The sequence below is a fragment of the Streptomyces bluensis genome, from assembly GCF_014650715.1.
GTDB lineage: Bacteria > Actinomycetota > Actinomycetes > Streptomycetales > Streptomycetaceae > Streptomyces > Streptomyces bluensis.
Window position 1 is genome coordinate 131,997 of record NZ_BMVM01000013.1, and the last position, 18,313, is coordinate 150,309.

The window sequence follows — 18,313 nt, forward strand, 5'->3', positions numbered from 1 at the left end:
CGGCGGACCGGCATCCGACGCCAGGGATGCTGTCATGGCCCCGGCATGACAGGTGGAGCGTCGGCACGTGACCATTCTCACGACCGGCCGCCGCGGTCGCGGTGCGGGCGTGGTGCACCGTGACCCGCTCCATGACGTACCGGACCAGCCCTGCCGGAGGGTCGGGCTCGTCGTCCGTACGCTTCCGGGACAGGTCTCGCGTCATGGTGCTCCGTCTCGGTTCCGTCCAGGGTGAGCCGGCCGGCCGGGTCCGCGGGAGGTGGAGTGGTCCCGGCCACACGGCCCCCACAGTGCCCGGGACCACTAAAAGGCCACCAAACTCGGCACGGTGAGGTCGAGCCGGGGCCGTCGGCCACGATCCGCCCGGGGCGGGCTCTGCATGCGCATGGAAGTCTCTATGCCCAGCTCCTGAACGGTCGACGCGCGTAGCTCTCAAGAAACGTCAATCGGTCTGCCACGGGCACCCACATCGGTGAAGCTCAGGCACGCTTGGACGCGGGCCGGGCGAGGGCGCTTCCGAGACGGGCGTGGGCGGGTTCAGGGCGTACCTGTGTCCCCGGCTGTCCGTGGTGTCCTGTTGTATGGATGCATGACGCACAGCAGTAGCTCGGATCTGCGGGTGGCCGCCGATGCGGTCCTGGCTCGCCTCATCGGGGACGGCTCGGGGGCGGCCAGGCTGCGGGAGGACCAGTGGCGGGCCATCGAGGCACTCGTCGCCGACCGGTGCCGTGCCCTGGTCGTACAGCGCACGGGCTGGGGCAAGTCCGCCGTCTACTTCGTGGCCACCGCCCTGCTGCGCGAACGGGGCGCGGGGCCGACGGTCATCGTCTCTCCGCTGCTGGCGCTGATGCGCAACCAGGTCGAGGCCGCGGCCCGGGCCGGCATCCACGCCCGGACGATCAACTCGTCCAACCCCGAGGAGTGGCAGACCATCCAGGCCGAGATCGCCGCGGGCACCGTGGATGTGCTCCTCGTGAGCCCGGAGCGGCTCAACAACCCAGATTTCCGCGACAACGTACTGCCCGAACTCGCCGCCGCCACCGGGCTCCTCGTCGTGGACGAGGCCCACTGCATCTCCGACTGGGGCCACGACTTCCGACCCGACTACCGGCGACTGCGCACCGTACTCACCGAGCTGCCGCCCGGCGTGCCGGTGCTCGCCACCACCGCCACCGCGAACACGCGGGTCACCGCGGACGTGGCCGAGCAGCTCGGCACCGGAACCAGCTCGGACACACTGGTCCTGCGCGGTCCGCTGGACCGCGAGAGCCTGAGCCTGGGCGTGCTCCAGCTGCCCGACGCCGCCCACCGGCTGGCCTGGCTCGCCGACCACCTGGGCGACCTGCCGGGCTCCGGCATCATCTACACCCTCACCGTCGCGGCCGCCGAAGAGGTCACCGCCTTTCTGCGCCAGTGCGGGTATACCGTCGCCGCCTACACCGGAAAGACCGAGAACGCCGAACGCCAGCAGGCCGAAGAGGCACTCCTCGCCAATCGGGTCAAGGCGCTGGTGGCCACCTCCGCGCTCGGCATGGGCTTCGACAAACCCGATCTCGGCTTCGTCGTCCACCTCGGCTCCCCCTCCTCCCCCATCGCCTACTACCAGCAGGTCGGACGTGCCGGCCGCGGCGTCGAGCACGCCGAGGTACTCCTGCTGCCCGGCCGCGAGGACGAGGCGATCTGGGCGTACTTCGCCTCCATCGCCTTCCCGCCGGCAGAGATCGTCCACCGCACCCTCGACGCCCTCGCCCAGGTGGACCGGCCCCTGTCGCTGCCCGCACTCGAACCCCTGGTGGAGCTGAACCGCACCCGCCTGGAGACCATGCTCAAGGTTCTCGACGTCGACGGTGCCGTCCGACGAGTCAAGGGCGGCTGGATCGCCACCGGCCGGCCCTGGACGTACGACACCGAGCGGTACGCCTGGGTCGCCAAGCAGCGCGCCGCCGAGCAGCAGGCCATGCGCGACTACGCCACCACCACGGGCTGCCGCATGGAATTCCTGCGCCACCAGCTGGACGACGGGCAGGCAGCCCCCTGCGGTCGCTGCGACAACTGCACCGGAGCCCGCTTCACCGCCGAGGTCTCCCCGGCCGCCCTGGACGCCGCTCGCGGCGAACTCGGCCGCGCCGGGGTCGTGGTGGAGCCCCGCAGGATGTGGCCGACCGGGCTGCCGGCCATCGGCGTCGATCTCAAAGGCCGCATCCCGCCCGGCGAACAGGCCGCCCCCGGCCGGGCACTCGGACGGCTCTCCGACATCGGCTGGGGCAACCGGCTCCGCCCCCTGCTGTCCCCCCACAGCCCCGACGCGCCCGTGCCCGACGATGTGGCGGACGCCGTCGTGACCGTACTGACCGACTGGGCCAAAGGGCCGGGCGGCTGGGCCTCGGGCGCCCCTGACGCACCACCCCGCCCGGCCGCGGTGGTCACCCTGCCCTCACGCACCCGACCACAGCTCATCCAGTCGCTCGGCACCAGGATCTCCGCCATCGGCCGTATCCCCCTGCTGGGCTCCCTCACCTACACGGACCACGCCGACGGTCTGTCCCTGCCCCGCTCCAACAGTGCCCAGCGCCTCCGCGCGCTGGGCGGAGCGCTCGTCGTGCCCCCGTCCCTCAGCGAGGCCCTGCGCGCCGCGGGCGGCCCCGTACTGCTCATCGACGACCTCACCGAGACCGGCTGGACACTGGCCGTGGCCGCCCGGCTGCTGCGCCGGGCCGGAGCCGGCCCCGTACTCCCGCTCGTACTCGCCGCCCAGAGCTGACCGTCACACACGACCCGGCCGGGCGGGGATATAGGCGACGCATCACTGGAAAACGGACGGTGGCCCCAATTGCTCGTTGCCGCAACCAAGTTCGACAGGAAGAATTGAAGTCCGCTCCCCGCACGGCTCTCCCCGTGGTCCGGAAGAGCTCTGCCGCGGGGTGCGCTCCCCCAAGTCCGACCCCGCCCGCAGTGTGGGCGCGTAGCCGAAGGGAGGACCGTGACCTTCGGATTCGCACCGTCCTCGGCGGCGAACATGTCGACGGCTGCCCATCTGTCCGCCGCTTCCGCCAATCCCCCGACCCGCTTGCTCGAACCCGCGGAGTGGGCCGCCGCGGGCATCCCGCTGCTCCGCAACCCCCGGGACGTCGTCAGCGGGCTGCACGCCCGGCACCAGCCCCGGCCCGCCACCGCGGTCGTGGCCGTCCTCGACCCGGACGAGCGGCTGCGGGCGAGCGCCTCGTTCACCCGGCGTTCGGCCCCGGCCGACGGCTGGATGTTCCGCAACGCGCTGCTCGCGCAGTTGCGCCGGGTCATCCCGCACGATCTGCGGCGCCGCACTCCCGCGCGCACGGCCGTGCTGCTCTACTGCCGTGACGGGGACGCGGGTTGGACGGAGGAGGACGGCGCGTGGATGTGGGGGCTGCGGGACGCCTGCACGCTGCACGGGTTGCGCTGCGGGGCGTACATCACGCTGACGCGTGACGGCTGGCAGGTCCTCGGCGAGGGCCGGGGAGGACGCCGCCCCCATGCGAACTCACCCGCGGAGCCTTTCGCCATGGCCGAGGCGCCACCCCCGCTGCCGCGCACCGGAGGCGTCGCGTCAGAGGTGCTGCGGCGGGCAGCGGCCCGCTGAACCGGGCGAGGCAGGGCGGGGCGTCCGCCCCGGCGACGACACGCACTGAGGCATCCCTTCGCCACCCGCACGCACTCCGCCGCCCGCCCGCACTCCGCCGCCCGTCACGCGCACAGGATCGCTCTCCGGGGGCGTGATCGGTCGCGCACACCCGCATGTGCAGGGGCGCGCGGGCGTCCGCGCAACTCTCGTTGTCCGGGCGCCCCACAGCGACGTCGGCGCGAGCACCGCACTACCCACACGCCCCGGGCGGCAGCCCGGCCACTCCACCTGATTCCGGGCACGCGAAACCGACCAGGCTCCCCGCGGGCGGGAGTCCGGTCAGTCCCTCGCGACTGCGAGACCGCTCAGACCGCCGTGCCCAGCACCGAGTTGATGCGCTGCGGGTCGCCGCAGACGATCAGCAGGGCACCGGCACGGGCAAGCGCCAGCGGGAGCGCCTGGGCAGCGGCCGTGTCGGGACCGCCGTTGACGGCGACGACGACCACGGGTCGGGCCCCGGCCCGCTGGGCAACGGCGGCGTCCGCATAGAAGACGTCGTCGCCCGCGTCGTGCTGGGCCCAGTAGGAGGCCTCGCCGAAGGACAGCTCATGGGCGGCCCACGGATGCGGCTCGCCGGTGGTGATCACCAGCACCTCACCAGGGGACCGACCCGACTCCAGGAGCAGATCGACGGCTTCCTCGGCGGCGTCCAGGGCACCTTCCACCGAGGCCGGGATGAGCTGGACCTGTGGGCCGGCAGGGGTCGCGGCAGCGGCCGGAGCGGGTGGCCCCGGCTTGGCCGCGGCAGCGTCGCGCGGTGCGCGCCCGGCCGGCATGGGCCTGGTGGGCCCTGGACGACCGGGACGCGCCGGAGCCGCGGGACGGGGACCGGGTACGGGACGGGGGGTCGGCGCGACGCGGCCGCTGGCCGGAGTGGCGCGCGGACCCTGGGCACTCTCGTGAATCTGAGGCTCCTCGGGAATGAGAGGCATGAGCTGATGTTTATCAAACGCCGCTGCGACTCGCGTCGGCGGGTGGCACATGAGTGCGAACGAAACCGTCAGAAATCGAAGCCGAGCTGACCCTCGATCTCCGGAACGCTTCCGTCCGCCCAGCTGCGGACCTTCTTGAGGTGCCGCCACTGGGGCAGCGCATCAAGATACGCCCATGACAGCCGGTGGTACGGGGTGGGGCCCCGCTCCTCCAGCGCGGCCTTGTGCACGGGTGATGGATACCCCGCGTTGGCCGCAAAACCGAAGTCTGCATGGTCGATACCCAGTTCGGCCATCATTTTGTCGCGCTGAACCTTGGCTATCACCGAGGCCGCCGCGACGGCCACGCACGACTGGTCGCCCTTGATCACCGTACGCACCCGCCAGGGGGCACCCAGGTAGTCGTGCTTCCCGTCGAGGATGACCGCGTCAGGCCGGACCGGCAGGGCCTCCAGGGCCCGTACGGCGGCGAGGCGCAGGGCGGCTGTCATGCCCAGGTCGTCGATCTCCTCCGGCGAGGAGTGCCCGAGGGCGTACGACGTCACCCACCTCCGCAGTTCCTCGGCGAGCTCCGTGCGCCTCTTGACCGTGAGGAGCTTGGAGTCGGTGAGGCCCTCGGGCGGTCGACGCAGGCCCGTGACCGCCGCGCAGACGGTGACGGGACCGGCCCACGCGCCGCGCCCCACCTCGTCGACACCGGCGATGATCTTCGCTCCGGTCGTGGCGCGGAGGGAGCGCTCGACGGTGTGAGTAGGCGGTTCGTACGGCATGGCGCTCTTAGCGTACGCCGCCGGGAACCCCCCGCGACACCCAGGTTCCCCGGCGGCCTCAGGGCCCGCGCGGACCTGGCTCCGGTGACCTGCGGAGCGTGATCACGCGCCTGCGGAACGCAGCAGCGGAACCATCAACTGGTCGACCATCTCTTCGATGTCACGCTCGCTCCATTCACACGCGCACATCTTGGATCGGTACATCATCATGGCCGGAATGGCGTCGAAGACGTACCCGTTGGCCGCGCCCGGACGCACCTCGCCCCGCTCGATCCCGCGGCTGATGACGTCACGGAGCAGCTTGACGGTCGGCTCCACGACCCCCTCGACGATCACGCCATTGAAGCGCTCGACCTGGGCCGTGTCGCATTCGTGAATCACCGACCGCAGCGCGAACCCGGGGCGCGAGAACATCGCCTCGCGCGCCTGCCGGCACAGCTCCAGGAGGTCCTCGCGCACACTGCCGAGGTCGGGCGCCTCCTCGAACCGCGGCAGCCCGGCCTGGAGGGCGTCCGCGACGAGGTCCTCCTTGGACGGCCAACGGCGGTAGACCGCGGCCTTGCCGGTCTGGGCACCCGCGGCGACACCCTCCATCGTGAGGCCGCTCCAGCCGACCGTACTGAGCTGCTCCAGTGCGGCATCGAGGATCGCGCGCTCAAGCACCGCCCCGCGCCGGCGCGGGGAGGGCGTCTGAGCGGGGGCCGCCGTCCAGCGCGAAGTAGCCATCTGAGTATCTCCGTTGAGCAGAGGGGAAGGGGGTTTTTCCCGGGCAGGGCGAGCGGCCGGGTGAGGTCATTCGGCGGCGACTTCAGTGAACGCTTGCGTTCACTAAGGGGGACTCACTACCGTTTGACGCGACAGTGAACGCAAGCGTTCACTAACGCACTTGTGGGGGACCCATAGTGACAACCTCTCCGTTGATTCAGCATCAGAAGCCGGGAGCAGCCCGCCGGGAGGGGCGCCCCGGCATCGCGCTCACGGTCATCGCGGCCTGCCAACTGATGGTGGTACTCGATGCGACGATTGTGAACATCGCGCTCCCGCACATTCAAGACGCGCTCGCTTTCAGCACAACCGATCTGACGTGGGTGGTCAGCGCGTACACGCTGACCTTCGGCGGCCTGCTGCTCCTCGGCGGCCGAGCCGGTGACATCCTGGGCCGGCGCCGGGTCTTCATCACGGGCATCCTGCTCTTCACACTCGCCTCGCTGCTGGGCGGATTCGCCCAGGAACCATGGCAACTGCTGGCGGCACGCGCCCTCCAGGGCGCCGGTGGCGCGATCGCGTCACCCACCTCACTGGCGCTCATCACCACGACGTTCGCCGAAGGCCCGGAACGGAACCGGGCCTTCGGTGTCTTCGCCGCCGTCTCGGCAGGCGGCGGCGCCGTCGGTCTCCTCGCGGGCGGAATGCTCACGGAGTGGCTCGACTGGCGCTGGGTGCTGTTCGTCAACGTACCGATCGGCATCCTGATAGCCGTGCTCGCACCGAGGTACATCCGCGAGTCCGAGCGGCATCCGGGACGGTTCGACATCGCGGGCGCGCTCACGTCGACGGCCGGTATGGCGTCGCTGGTGTACGGCTTCATCCGCGCCTCGGAGGAGGGGTGGCGCGACGGCCTGACCGTCGGCTCCTTCGGTGCGGCGGCGGTTCTGCTGCTGGCCTTCGGGTTCATCGAGGCGCGGGCCAAGGAACCGATCACTCCGCTGAGGATGTTCGCCGACCGCAACCGGTCGGGCACATACGTGATCATGCTGAGTCTGGCCGCGGCGATGTTCGGCATGTTCTTCTTCATCGTCCTCTTCGTGCAGAACGTGCTGCAGTACTCGCCGATCGAGGCCGGCCTCGCCTTCCTGCCCGTGACGGGAGCGATCGTCGTGGGGGCCGGTCTGTCGCAGCGGTTCCTGCCGGTCCTCGGGCCCAAGCCGTTCATGGCGGTCGGCTCGACGCTGGTCGTGATCGGGCTCACCTGGCAGACCTTCATCAACCCGGACAGCTCGTACGCGGGCGGGGTACTCGGCCCCATGCTGGTGTTCGCCTTCGGCATGGGTCTGAACTTCGTGACGCTGACCCTGACGGCGGTCTCCGGGGTCGCCCAGCACGAGGCGGGCGCGGCGTCCGGTCTGCTCAACGCCATGCAGCAGGTGGGCGGTTCCCTCGGCCTGTCCATCCTGACCACGGTCTTCGGCACCGCCAGCCGGGATGAGGCGGAGAAGCAGATGCCGAGCTTCCTGGCGGACGGGACGGCCGAGCAGAAGGCCGAGTTCGCCAAGACCCACCAGTTGCCGGCTCCCTGGGGCCACGAGGTTCTCGCCCAGGGCATCTCGACGGCGTTCATCCCGGCCGTCGCGATGGCCGTACTCGCCCTGGCCACCGCCGTGCTGGTCATCAAGGTCCGCAAGAGCGACCTGGAGGCCCTGTCCGGCACGGCGGGACCCGCCGGGGGCTGACGGCCGCGGATGGCCGGACCGCGCCCCGGGGGAACCGACGGCGAGGGCATCGGTCCGGCCATCCTCACCGTGCTGCCGGAAGACACCCGAGGCCCGCCCGCGCGCCCCGGTCCGGCCGCCCTCACAGCGGTGGTTTCGCGGGTGGTCACGGGGGCTCCTGCGCGGTACGAGCGCGGAGGGCTGGGCCCCCGGCCGTGCTCCGTACTCACGGCCCCGCGGCAGTACGGCAGCGAGGGGCGAGCACCGTCGCACCCGTACTGCGGCCTCCCGACCGGTCCTACGCCGCTTCCACAAACCGCGGCGAGCTCACCTTGCCGCCCCCTTACCGGCCCCCTTGTCGAACCGCTGTCAGCGGTACATGACCTCATCCCTGAACCGTGCGCACTCGGTCGTGTCCGCCTGTGCCGACAGCGGCCGCTCGTCGAGGATGCGTCGCGCTTCTGCCTCGCCCCGGCTCGTCGCGTACCAGGGCGCCTCCCCCTCGTCGAGGCCGGCCGCGACATCCCGCAGCACACAGGACCGCAGGGGCTCGGCCAGCTTGTCGAGGGCCGGCACGGCGTCCGCGGACAGCCCGCGTGCGTAGTCGAGGTCGAACCGGCCCGTGTCCTCGTACCGTTGGACGTTGCGCTCAGCGACCAGCTCGTCCGGCGACACGAGCCCGAACACCAGCACCCCGGCCGCCGCGCTGGCGGCCACGGCACGCGGCAGCCAGCGGGCTCCCCACGCCCCGGCCGCCAGGATGAACACGATGACCAGGCCGAGCCACAGCTCCACGGCCAGCACCGAGATCCTCAGTCGCGTCAGTCCATACGCCTCCACGTACATGTCCATCCGCCGCACAGCGGATGCCACCACAACGAGGGTCAGCACACACAGAGTTCCCAGCACGGAGCGCACCAGCGTGCGATCACCCGATCGAGTGCGGGGCGCCCAGCGCAGAGCCAGGACGATGACCAGCAGCGTGAGAAGCGTCGCCAGGAGCAGCTGCCAGAAACCCTGCCTCGCGTACTCGGCATACGTCTGTCCGGTCTTCTGGAGTACGGCGTCGTACCCACCGAAGAGGACGGCCAACTGAACGGCGTTGAACACCGCGAACAGCACGATGAGCACGATCAGCGGCAGCGCCCACTCGACGCGGCCACGGGCACGTCCCTCGGGCACGTGGGCCTGGTCCCAGTGAACAGGTGCGGCAGCCGTGCGTGCCGCCGCGAGCGCCCCGACGAGACCGAGGGCGAAGAGCAGCACACGCCAGGGGCCGTCGGCCACCGAGGTGTCCGGCACCAGGACGCCGAGCAGGTCCGCGAAGGCGGCGTCCGCCCCGGCGAACAGCGCCCCGAACACCAGCAACAGCACCGCGGCGACGGCGAGCGCCCGCAGGACCGGGCCCAGCCGCTCGCGGGCGCCACCCGACAGGCTGCGCAGCCCTTGCCAGGCCCAGGCGGGGCCGGTGACCACCGCGTTGAGCACGCCGATCGGGCCGAGCAGGACAGCCGGCCAGCTGCGGCCTCCGTGCAGTGCGAGGGAGCCCGCCGCGACCGCGGTGACGACCGCGAGGAACGACGGCCACTCGGCGTCACGCAGCGCCGGCACGATCAGCAGCGCCAGCCCCAGGGCTCCCCAGACGAGCGTCCACGCGCGCGGGCGACGGCCGGCCCGCCGGGCGGCGAAGTACACGGCGAGCACCGCGGGAATCGCGACGATCAGCAGGTTGACGGCCACTCCCTCGCCGAGCAGCAGCATGCTGAGCACGCCCGCGGCCAGGGCGGCCCACAGGGTCGCGGTGCGGACGGGCGCGGGTTCCTTGACCTGGAGGTCGGCCAGCCACGTACCAGGGCCGACCCCCGGGGGCCCCGCGACGGGAGCCCCCTCCGGGGAGCCCGTCCGGGACGTGGCCATGTCCTCGGGTGTGTCGGCGGCCAGGGCACGCCCTTCCGGCGCCCCGGCCCTCGGCTCGGACGCGGATGATGTGTCGGGCACGGGCCCCCCTCCCGACCGGCCCCGTGCGCCCGCCGTACGCAGCGCGCCGCTGCGGCAGTTGGCCCGTGACCGGTGTCTCATCGGCGCACACCGTCATGATCGACAGGCGGCGTTGCGCAAGGGTATGCCGCGGGTCGGGCATCGCAGCGGGGTGAAGGCCTTCTGTGGCACGCCTGTGACAGTTGGGATGTTCGTGACGCTTGGGGCCAGGGCAATACCCGCCCGTGGCTTGACCGCCCGTTGCTTGACCGCCCGGAGAGACGGGGCAGGTGACCGCCGCTAGGGCGTGTTTCGAAAGTCCCGTCGTCCGCCCGAAGGGCGGGCCCCGCGGCGTCTGGTGCGTGCGATCGCAAGGCGCCGGAGCGCCCTAATAGCGGAGCTATTCGGGCGTTTCGGCAACGCCGCGAGCGTGCGTGCCAGGCGTCGCGGGGCAGGCGGGACTTTCGAAACACGCCCTAGGGCCTGTCGCGAACCAGAGCCCAGTCCGGCAGCACTTCCGTCTGCCGCAACCACTCCTCGGGAGGTGTCCCCGCCTTACCGGAGGCGACGACTCCCCCGACGATGGCACAGGTCGTGTCCACATCGCCGCCCACCTGGGCCGTCACCCAGAACGCCTGCCCGTAGTCGCTGAGGGCCCTCGCGGCCGACCAGATCGCGAAAGGCACCGTGTCGTGCGCCGACGTGCGCCGGCCGCAGCCGAGTACGGCGGCGACGGTGCTCGCGTCGCCGTAGTCGAGCATGTCGCGGGCGCGTCGCAGTCCCGCGCCGACGGCACTTGTGGGGACGAGTGAGATGACGCCGTCGAGCAACGCTTCGGCGCTCGGCGGCCCTGCCGGGTCGGCCGCGAGGGCGGCGGCCGCGGCGACGGCCATGGCACCGGCGACGGCCTCGCGGTGCTGGTGCGTGGGGTACGCCGAGATCTCCGCCTGGTGGGTCGCCTGCTCGGGGTCGTCCGCGTACCAGGCCCCCAAGGGGGCGATCCGCATGGCCGCGCCGTTGCCCCAGGAGCCTTGTCCGTTGAAGAGCGCGGAGGCCAGCTCACGCCAGTCGCCGCCCTCCCTGATCAGCCGCAGCAACCGGTTGACCGCCGGCCCGTAACCGCGGTCGAAGTCGTGGTGCTCGGCGAAGGACCGGGCCAGCTCGTCCTGGTCGATCCTTTGGTGGGCGGCGAGGATCGCCACGACGGAGCAGGCCATCTCCGTGTCGTCCGTCCACGACCAGGGACCGGTCGGCGTCTCACGGCGCTTGAGCAGCGGATGGTTCGCGGGGACGAAGTACTGCGAGCCCAGCGCGTCCCCCACCGAGAGTCCGCGCAGGCTGCTCAGGGCGCGGTCCAGGCGTTCGCCAGGAGAGGAGTCAGCGGTCATCGCCCTGCCACTCTAACCGGTGACTCCGTACGACTCCGGGTCACGCCAGCGTTCGAAGGGGCGGTCAAGGGTGTACTTGCCGTCGTCTCCGAGAACGAGCATCCGCATCTCCGCGTTCCCGGGATTGGACAACGACTCGAACTCGGCGACCGACCAGTGGAACCAGCGCATGCAGAACAGCCGCATGGCCAGGCCGTGGGTCACCAGGAGCACGTTCGGCGGGTGGTCGGGGTCCTCGAAGCTGCGGAACAGGCTCTCCAGGAAGCCCCCGACCCGGTCGTACACGTCGGCCCCGGACTCGCCCTGCGCGAAGCGGTAGAAGAAGTGCCCGTACGCGTCCCGGTAGGACTTCTGAAGCTGTACGTCCTCCCGGTCCTGCCAGTTGCCCCAGTCCTGCTCGCGCAGCCGTGGCTCCTCACGGACGCGTACCAACTCGGGGTCGAGGTGGAAGGCCCGGAACGTCTCGTGGGTGCGGCGGTACGGGGAGACGTACACACTGACGCGCTCCCGGCCGAACACCTCCCGGAGCCGCTTGCCGGTCCCTTCCGCCTGCCGCCAGCCGAGCTCGGTGAGCCCCAGGGCATGGTCGGGCTCGCGTTCGTACACGGTGTCGTCGGCGTTGCCCGTTGACTCGCCGTGCCGGACAAGGACGATGCGCCGTGGTCGTGCCATGCCAAAACCCTAGATCGGGTCGCGCCGGATCGAGCACCCGTACAGGCTCCTTACGGCGTAGGTCACACAGGTCCTGCACACCCAGGGTCGCATTTTGTACCCTCCGGCACCCATTTGACGCATCCTGTTCCCCCGCACCCGCTCAGACCGTCCAGGCGGACTCCAGGTCCACGATGTCACCCGCGAGCGCCGCGACATCGGCCTCGATCTGGGCGCGCAGGGCGAGCCGCTCCACGCGTTCGGTGCGGTACTTTCCGTGCTCGGCGGCCGACTGCCACATGGAGAGGATCATGAACTCGTGGCCCGGAGCCTCACCGAAGAGGCCCCGCACCATGCCGGGGGAGCCGGCCATCGCGGGGTTCCAGACCTTCTCCTGCATCAGCGTGAAGTGCTCGGCGCGCTCCTCATGGACGCGACAGTGCGCCACCCGCACCAGATCGGCGTCCGTGAAACGCGGTTCGAAACCGGTCTTCACATCGAAGCGGTAGTCGAAGAGCTTGACCTGCGGGTCCTTGAAGGTACCGGACTGTGAGGCGGCGAGCCGGTCGTGGGAGCGCGCCATGAAGGAGTCGTAAAAGGCACGGCTCTCCCAGAAGGAGAAGATATGGGCCACGCCAGGCCGCGCACGGCTCCAGCCGCCACCCTGCCCACGGAAACCCGGCTCCCCCAGAAGCCCCGCCCACTTTCGCTGCCCCCGTTCGAAACCGCGGCGGTCCACCACGGTGCAGCGAATCCACTTGACCAGCACCGCGCCATCGTAAGGCCACGCAGCGTGGCGCCGGTCACGCTCCGGCGGAGTGCACCCGAGCGAGCGCCCCCGCGCGCGTGGGAGGATGAATAACGGGCCTGGACTGTACGGCAGTTCGGGCGGCAGGCCCAGGAATCGGGGAGGAGATCTGGTGGACGGCCTCAACAAGGGCATCGACAAGGTCGAGGTGGCGGTGAAGTGGGATCCCAGTCCCTCGGGACAGGCGCCCACGGACCTGGACCTCGTCGCGGCGACCTACCTGGCCGCCGAGCCGTACGGAAACCCCGACTATGTGGTGCATTTCGACAGCCGCTCCCCCGACGGCACCATCACCCTCAACCGCGAGAGCACGACCGGTCAGGGCTTCGGCTGGGACGAGGTCATGACCATCGAGCTGAGCCGGCTCGCCGGCCGCTACGCGCGCGTGGTGGTGGGTGTGGTCATACAGCAGCGGACCGGCCGGAAGACCTTCGTCAACGTCCACAACTGCGCCCTGCGCGTCCGTGAGGGCTACACCGTCCTGGCCGAGGACGACTTCGGCGGCGTCCTGAGGTCCACGGCGGCGACCGTCGCGGAGTTCGTGCGCGACGACTCGGGAGAGTGGTCGTTCCGACCAGGCGTCCACGGCTACGAGGAGGACCCGGCGTCCTTCGCCCGCGTCATGGGCAGCCTGAGCGAGTCCTGACCCGTTCACGGCACCCGTCAAGAGCCGGGCGTCGCCCGCACCGAGGGCGGTGGAGCCGGGCTTCCGGCTCCACCGCCCTGACGAGCTCATTCACGCCTCAGGAGGCGTCCGGGCTCAGCTGCACCCGCTGGTCGAGCCGCAGCCCTCGCAGATGTAGCAGGAACCGGCCCGCTGCATCTTGGTGCCGCAGGAGAAGCAGAGCGGGGCGTCCGCCTGGATGCCCAGTTGCATCTCCACGAGTTCGGCGCTGGTGTGGGCCTGCTGCGGGGCGGGCTTGGCCGCCTCGATGCCCGCCCTGGGCGTGGCGACGGCCTTCAGCTCCTGTGCGCGGGGCGCGGACTGGGCCAGGCCCTCGACATCGACCTCTTCCTCGGTCGGCTCGTAGGAGCCCGTCTCCAGGTGGCGCTGGCGCTCCTCGGCGGAGTGGATGCCGAGCGCGGAGCGCGTCTCGAACGGCAGGAAGTCGAGCGCCAGCCGACGGAAGATGTAGTCGACGATCGACTGCGCCATCCGCACGTCCGGGTCGTCCGTCATCCCGGCCGGCTCGAAACGCATGTTGGTGAACTTGGAGACGTACGTCTCCAGCGGCACGCCGTACTGGAGGCCGACGGACACCGCGATGGAGAAGGCGTCCATCATGCCCGCGAGGGTCGAACCCTGCTTGGACATCTTCAGGAAGACCTCGCCCAGGCCGTCGTCCGGGTAGGAGTTGGCCGTCATGTAACCCTCGGCGCCGCCGACGGTGAAGGACGTGGTGATGCCGGGACGACCCTTCGGGAGGCGCTTGCGGACCGGGCGGTACTCGACGACCTTCTCGACCGTCTCGCGGATGGTCGCCTCGGCCTTCTCCGTGATCTCGGCCTTCTCCTTCTCCTTGGTCTTCGCGGAGAGCGGCTGGCCGACCTTGCAGTTGTCGCGGTAGATGGCGAGCGCCTTGACGCCCATCTTCCAGGCCTCGAAGTAGATCTCCTCGACCTCCTCGACGGTCGCCGACTCCGGCATGTTGACCGTCTTGGACAGGGCGCCGGAGATCCACGGCTGGATCGCGGCCATCATGCGGACGTGGCCCATCGGGGAGATGGCACGCTCGCCCATGGCGCAGTCGAAGACCTCGTAGTGCTCGGGCTTGAGGCCCGGTGCGTCGATCACGTTGCCGTGCTCGGCGATGTGGGCGACGATCGCCTCGATCTGCTCCTCCTGGTAGCCCAGGCGGCGCAGGGCCTGCGGGACGGTGCCGTTGACGATCTGCATCGAGCCGCCGCCGACCAGCTTCTTGAACTTGACCAGCGCGAGGTCGGGCTCCAGGCCGGTGGTGTCGCAGGACATCGCGAGACCGATGGTGCCGGTCGGGGCGATGACGGACGCCTGCGAGTTGCGGAAGCCGTTCTTCTCACCGAGGCGGAGCACGTCCTGCCAGGCCTCCGTGGCGGCGGCCCAGACCGGGGTGTCCAGGTCGTCCATGCGGACGGCCTGGGTGTTGGCGTCGGCGTGCTGCTTCATCACGCGCAGGTGCGGCTTGGCGTTGCGGGCGTAGCCCTCGTACGGGCCGACGACCGCGGCGAGTTCGGCGGAGCGGCGGTACGACGTACCGGTCATCAGCGAGGTGATGGCTCCGGCCAGCGCGCGACCGCCGTCGGAGTCGTACGCGTGGCCGGTCGCCATGAGGAGGGCGCCGAGGTTGGCGTAGCCGATGCCGAGTTGGCGGAAGGCGCGGGTGTTCTCGCCGATCTTCTGGGTCGGGAAGTCCGCGAAGCAGATGGAGATGTCCATCGCGGTGATGACGAGCTCGACGACCTTCGTGAAGCGCTCGACGTCGAAGGACTGGTTGCCCTTGCCGTCGTCCTTCAGGAACTTCATCAGGTTCAGCGAGGCGAGGTTGCAGGACGTGTTGTCCAGGTGCATGTACTCGCTGCAGGGGTTCGAGCCGTTGATGCGGCCGGACTCCGGGCACGTGTGCCAGTGGTTGATGGTGTCGTCGTACTGGATGCCGGGGTCGGCGCAGGCCCATGCGGCCTCGGCCATCTTGCGGAACAGGGTCTTGGCGTCGACCTCTTCGATGACGTCGCCGGTCATCCGCGCGCGCAGACCGAACTTCCCGCCGGACTCGACGGCCGTCATGAACTCGTCGTTCACACGGACCGAGTTGTTGGCGTTCTGGTACTGGACGGAGGTGATGTCCTCTCCGCCGAGGTCCATGTCGAAGCCCGCGTCACGCAGGGCGCGGATCTTCTCCTCCTCCTTCACCTTGGTCTCGATGAAGTCCTCGATGTCGGGGTGGTCGACGTCGAGGATGACCATCTTGGCGGCGCGGCGGGTGGCGCCACCGGACTTGATCGTTCCTGCGGAGGCGTCGGCACCGCGCATGAAGGAGACCGGACCGGAGGCGTTGCCACCGGAGGAGAGGAGCTCCTTGGAGGAGCGGATCCGGGAGAGGTTCAGGCCGGCGCCGGAGCCGCCCTTGAAGATCATGCCCTCTTCCTTGTACCAGTCGAGGATCGACTCCATGGAGTCGTCGACGGCCAGGATGAAGCAGGCGGAGACCTGCTGGGGCTGGGGCGTGCCGACGTTGAACCAGACCGGGCTGTTGAAGCTGAAGATCTGGTGCAGGAGGGCGTACGCCAGCTCGTGCTCGAAGATCTCGGCGTCGGCGGGCGAGGCGAAGTACTTGTAGTCTTCACCGGCCTTCCGGTACGTCTTCACGATGCGGTCGATGAGCTGCTTCAGGCTCACCTCGCGCTGCGGGGTGCCGACGGCACCACGGAAGTACTTGCTGGTGACGATGTTGACCGCGTTCACCGACCAGAACTCGGGGAACTCGACGCCGCGCTGCTCGAAGTTGACCGAGCCGTCGCGCCAGTTGGTCATGACGACGTCACGGCGCGCCCACTCGACCTCGTCGTACGGGTGCACGCCGGGGGTGGTGTGGATGCGCTCGATACGCAGTCCCTTGCTCGCCTTGGTGCCCTTGGCGCGGGAACTCCGTGCCGGACCGCTCGCCGTCTCTGTCATGCCGCCTCCCTGTACGGGCGAAAACGCCCTGAAGTGCCACTTTGTTCCCGTAGCACGTGTTCTGTCATGTGTCGCGGCGCCGCGCACACGGCTCTCCGCGACAGGTCCTGGTCGCCGCCGGTCGTCCGGTCCGGGTGATCCGTCCGGGCGACTTCCGCCTGTCAGTCGGCGGCGCGGGCAGGCACGGGGACCTCTCCGGTCTCCCCGGGCCCGCAGTCGGGTTCCCCGCGCTCCTCGACTGCTCCCTCGCAGTCCTCGCCGTCCCCGGCGGGGCGCTTCCCCTGCTCTTCCCTGAGTTCCGCGATGGCCGCCTCGAAGTCCTCCAGCGAGTCGAACGCCCGGTACACCGAGGCGAATCGCAGATAGGCGACGAGGTCGAGCTCCTGCAACGGGCCGAGTATGGCCAGCCCCACGTCGTGGGTGGTCAGCTCGGCGCTCCCCGTGGCCCGCACCGCCTCCTCGACCCGCTGGCCCAGCTGGGCGAGCGCGTCCTCGGTGACGGGCCGTCCCTGGCATGCCTTGCGCACACCATTGATGATCTTCGTACGGCTGAAGGGCTCGGTGACCCCGGACCGCTTGACCACCATCAGCGAACAGGTCTCCACCGTCGTGAAACGGCGGGAGCAGTCCGGACACTGACGGCGCCGGCGGATCGACGTACCGTCATCGGTCGTCCGAGAGTCGACGACGCGGCTGTCGGGGTGCCTGCAGAAAGGGCAATGCATAGAACGTCCAACCCCCTTTCACAGCAGACTCAATAGCCTCACAGGCCCCTCTGGCCCCGCGAAGCAGCCCCAAGCATAGGCGATACCCGAGGGCCCCGAGACCCGGGGGACCACAACTTCTGGGCCGTCACTGCAATCCAAGCACTACATGTAGGGCTTGGCACGTAAATCCGCCCACCACGCGCGTGTCGCGCATGTATCGGCACGCACCACAGGGTCCTTGGGCCACGGGGTGGCCGGGGATACGGTGGGGCGACGCTCAGGAGGGGCCGGTACCGGGCCGTCGAGGCGCCTGGTGGCAGACTGGACGACGAAGCGACACCCGGCCCACAAGGCCATCACCCGGCGGTGAACAGTACAGCAATGAGCACTTTTGTCCGCCAGGAGCGTCGTTAGCCATACACCCGGAGATCTGATCGCGTCGACCAATCCGCGATTTTTCACTCGAACGTGTGTTTGGCGCAACCTTTCGAAAGCAACTACCGTTGTCCAGCACGGGAGACCATCGAGAGGGGCCGACGTGACCACCACCGCAGACAGTGCCGCCATCACTGCCCAGGACCGCTCCCAGGACCGATTCGAGCCGGTGCATGCGATGAACGAAGCCACGAACCATGAGGGGCCCAAGCGGTCCCTGCCTGGCCGACCTCCAGGCATCCGGGCCGACAGCTCGGGGCTCACGGACCGGCAGCGCCGGGTCATCGAGGTCATCAGGGACTCCGTGCAACGGCGTGGCTACCCGCCGTCGATGCGGGAGATCGGCCAGGCAGTCGGCCTGTCCAGCACATCCTCGGTGGCGCACCAGCTGATGGCCTTGGAGCGCAAGGGCTTCCTCCGCCGCGACCCGCACCGCCCGCGCGCGTACGAGGTACGGGGCTCCGACCAGGCGTCGGCACAGCCCACGGACACGGCGGGCAAGCCGGCCGCGTCGTACGTCCCGCTCGTCGGCCGGATCGCCGCCGGTGGTCCGATCCTCGCCGAGGAGTCGGTGGAGGACGTGTTCCCGCTCCCGAGGCAGCTCGTCGGCGACGGCGAACTGTTCGTCCTGAAGGTCGTCGGCGATTCGATGATCGAGGCTGCCATCTGCGACGGAGACTGGGTGACGGTCCGCCGCCAGCCGGTCGCCGAGAACGGCGACATCGTGGCAGCCATGCTGGACGGCGAGGCCACGGTCAAGCGCTTCAAGCGCGAGGACGGCCACGTCTGGCTCCTCCCGCACAACGCGGCGTACGAGCCGATTCCCGGCGACGATGCGACCATCCTGGGCAAGGTGGTGGCGGTGCTGCGGCGGGTGTGACCCCGTAGCGGCGGTGCGCCGCC

14 protein-coding genes are annotated in these 18,313 nt (G+C 70.2%); 5 read left to right on the forward strand and 9 right to left on the reverse strand.

What is annotated here, in order from left to right:
- Positions 1-589: 589 nt before the first annotated feature.
- Together IE262_RS28095 and IE262_RS28100 are read left to right on the forward strand one after the other, a co-directional pair.
- Positions 590-2,761, forward strand: a complete 2,172-nt coding sequence (locus tag IE262_RS28095) for a RecQ family ATP-dependent DNA helicase (RefSeq protein ID WP_189877609.1) — start codon at positions 590-592, stop codon at positions 2,759-2,761.
- Positions 2,762-2,980: 219 nt separating this feature from the next.
- Positions 2,981-3,616: a hypothetical protein gene (locus IE262_RS28100; RefSeq protein WP_189877611.1), complete on the forward strand. Its 636-nt coding sequence runs from the start codon at positions 2,981-2,983 to the stop codon at positions 3,614-3,616.
- A gap of 347 nt (positions 3,617-3,963) precedes the next feature.
- On the opposite strand, the gene IE262_RS28105 is transcribed toward IE262_RS28100, so the two are convergent.
- From IE262_RS28105 to IE262_RS28115, 3 genes are all read right to left on the reverse strand, one after another.
- Entirely contained in the window at positions 3,964-4,590 is a 627-nt protein-coding gene (locus IE262_RS28105) for a hypothetical protein (RefSeq protein ID WP_134040533.1), read from the reverse strand.
- A gap of 68 nt (positions 4,591-4,658) precedes the next feature.
- The gene (gene rnhB, locus IE262_RS28110) at positions 4,659-5,360 is read right to left on the reverse strand and encodes a ribonuclease HII (RefSeq protein ID WP_134040532.1); all 702 of its coding nucleotides are present in this window, start codon (positions 5,358-5,360) and stop codon (positions 4,659-4,661) included.
- Between the two features lie 102 nt (positions 5,361-5,462).
- Positions 5,463-6,086: a TetR/AcrR family transcriptional regulator gene (locus IE262_RS28115; RefSeq protein ID WP_189877613.1), complete on the reverse strand. Its 624-nt coding sequence runs from the start codon at positions 6,084-6,086 to the stop codon at positions 5,463-5,465.
- Between the two features lie 176 nt (positions 6,087-6,262).
- Here IE262_RS28115 and IE262_RS28120 point away from each other — a divergent pair, with 176 nt between their 5' ends.
- Positions 6,263-7,810, forward strand: coding sequence for an MFS transporter (locus IE262_RS28120; RefSeq protein WP_134040530.1), 1,548 nt, complete (start codon positions 6,263-6,265; stop codon positions 7,808-7,810).
- Positions 7,811-8,158: 348 nt separating this feature from the next.
- Here IE262_RS28120 and IE262_RS28125 read toward each other — a convergent pair whose 3' ends face one another.
- The 4 genes from IE262_RS28125 to IE262_RS28140 form a co-directional block, all read right to left on the reverse strand.
- A complete protein-coding gene (locus IE262_RS28125) occupies positions 8,159-9,706 on the reverse strand; it encodes a DUF4153 domain-containing protein (protein WP_189877706.1) in 1,548 nt (515 codons plus the stop codon).
- A gap of 536 nt (positions 9,707-10,242) precedes the next feature.
- Positions 10,243-11,154 (reverse strand): ADP-ribosylglycohydrolase family protein, encoded by a 912-nt coding sequence (locus IE262_RS28130; protein ID WP_189877615.1) that lies wholly within the window; start codon positions 11,152-11,154, stop codon positions 10,243-10,245.
- Positions 11,155-11,166: 12 nt separating this feature from the next.
- Positions 11,167-11,826, reverse strand: coding sequence for a histidine phosphatase family protein (locus tag IE262_RS28135; RefSeq protein ID WP_189877616.1), 660 nt, complete (start codon positions 11,824-11,826; stop codon positions 11,167-11,169).
- Between the two features lie 142 nt (positions 11,827-11,968).
- Entirely contained in the window at positions 11,969-12,574 is a 606-nt protein-coding gene (locus IE262_RS28140) for a YdbC family protein (protein ID WP_134041161.1), read from the reverse strand.
- A 151-nt stretch (positions 12,575-12,725) separates the two neighbouring features.
- Between IE262_RS28140 and IE262_RS28145 the strand changes: the two genes are divergently transcribed.
- Entirely contained in the window at positions 12,726-13,259 is a 534-nt protein-coding gene (locus tag IE262_RS28145) for a TerD family protein (protein WP_134041164.1), read from the forward strand.
- 114 nt (positions 13,260-13,373) lie between these two features.
- Here the strand turns inward: IE262_RS28145 and IE262_RS28150 are convergent, their stop codons facing one another.
- Together IE262_RS28150 and nrdR are read right to left on the reverse strand one after the other, a co-directional pair.
- A complete protein-coding gene (locus IE262_RS28150; protein ID WP_189877618.1) occupies positions 13,374-16,268 on the reverse strand; it encodes a vitamin B12-dependent ribonucleotide reductase in 2,895 nt (964 codons plus the stop codon).
- A gap of 161 nt (positions 16,269-16,429) precedes the next feature.
- A complete protein-coding gene (gene nrdR, locus IE262_RS28155) occupies positions 16,430-16,993 on the reverse strand; it encodes a transcriptional regulator NrdR (RefSeq protein ID WP_134041168.1) in 564 nt (187 codons plus the stop codon).
- 520 nt (positions 16,994-17,513) lie between these two features.
- Here nrdR and lexA point away from each other — a divergent pair.
- Positions 17,514-18,290 carry a transcriptional repressor LexA gene (gene lexA / locus IE262_RS28160; protein WP_131563388.1) on the forward strand — a complete coding sequence of 259 codons (777 nt, stop codon included), beginning with the start codon at positions 17,514-17,516 and terminating at the stop codon, positions 18,288-18,290.
- Positions 18,291-18,313: the final 23 nt, after the last annotated feature.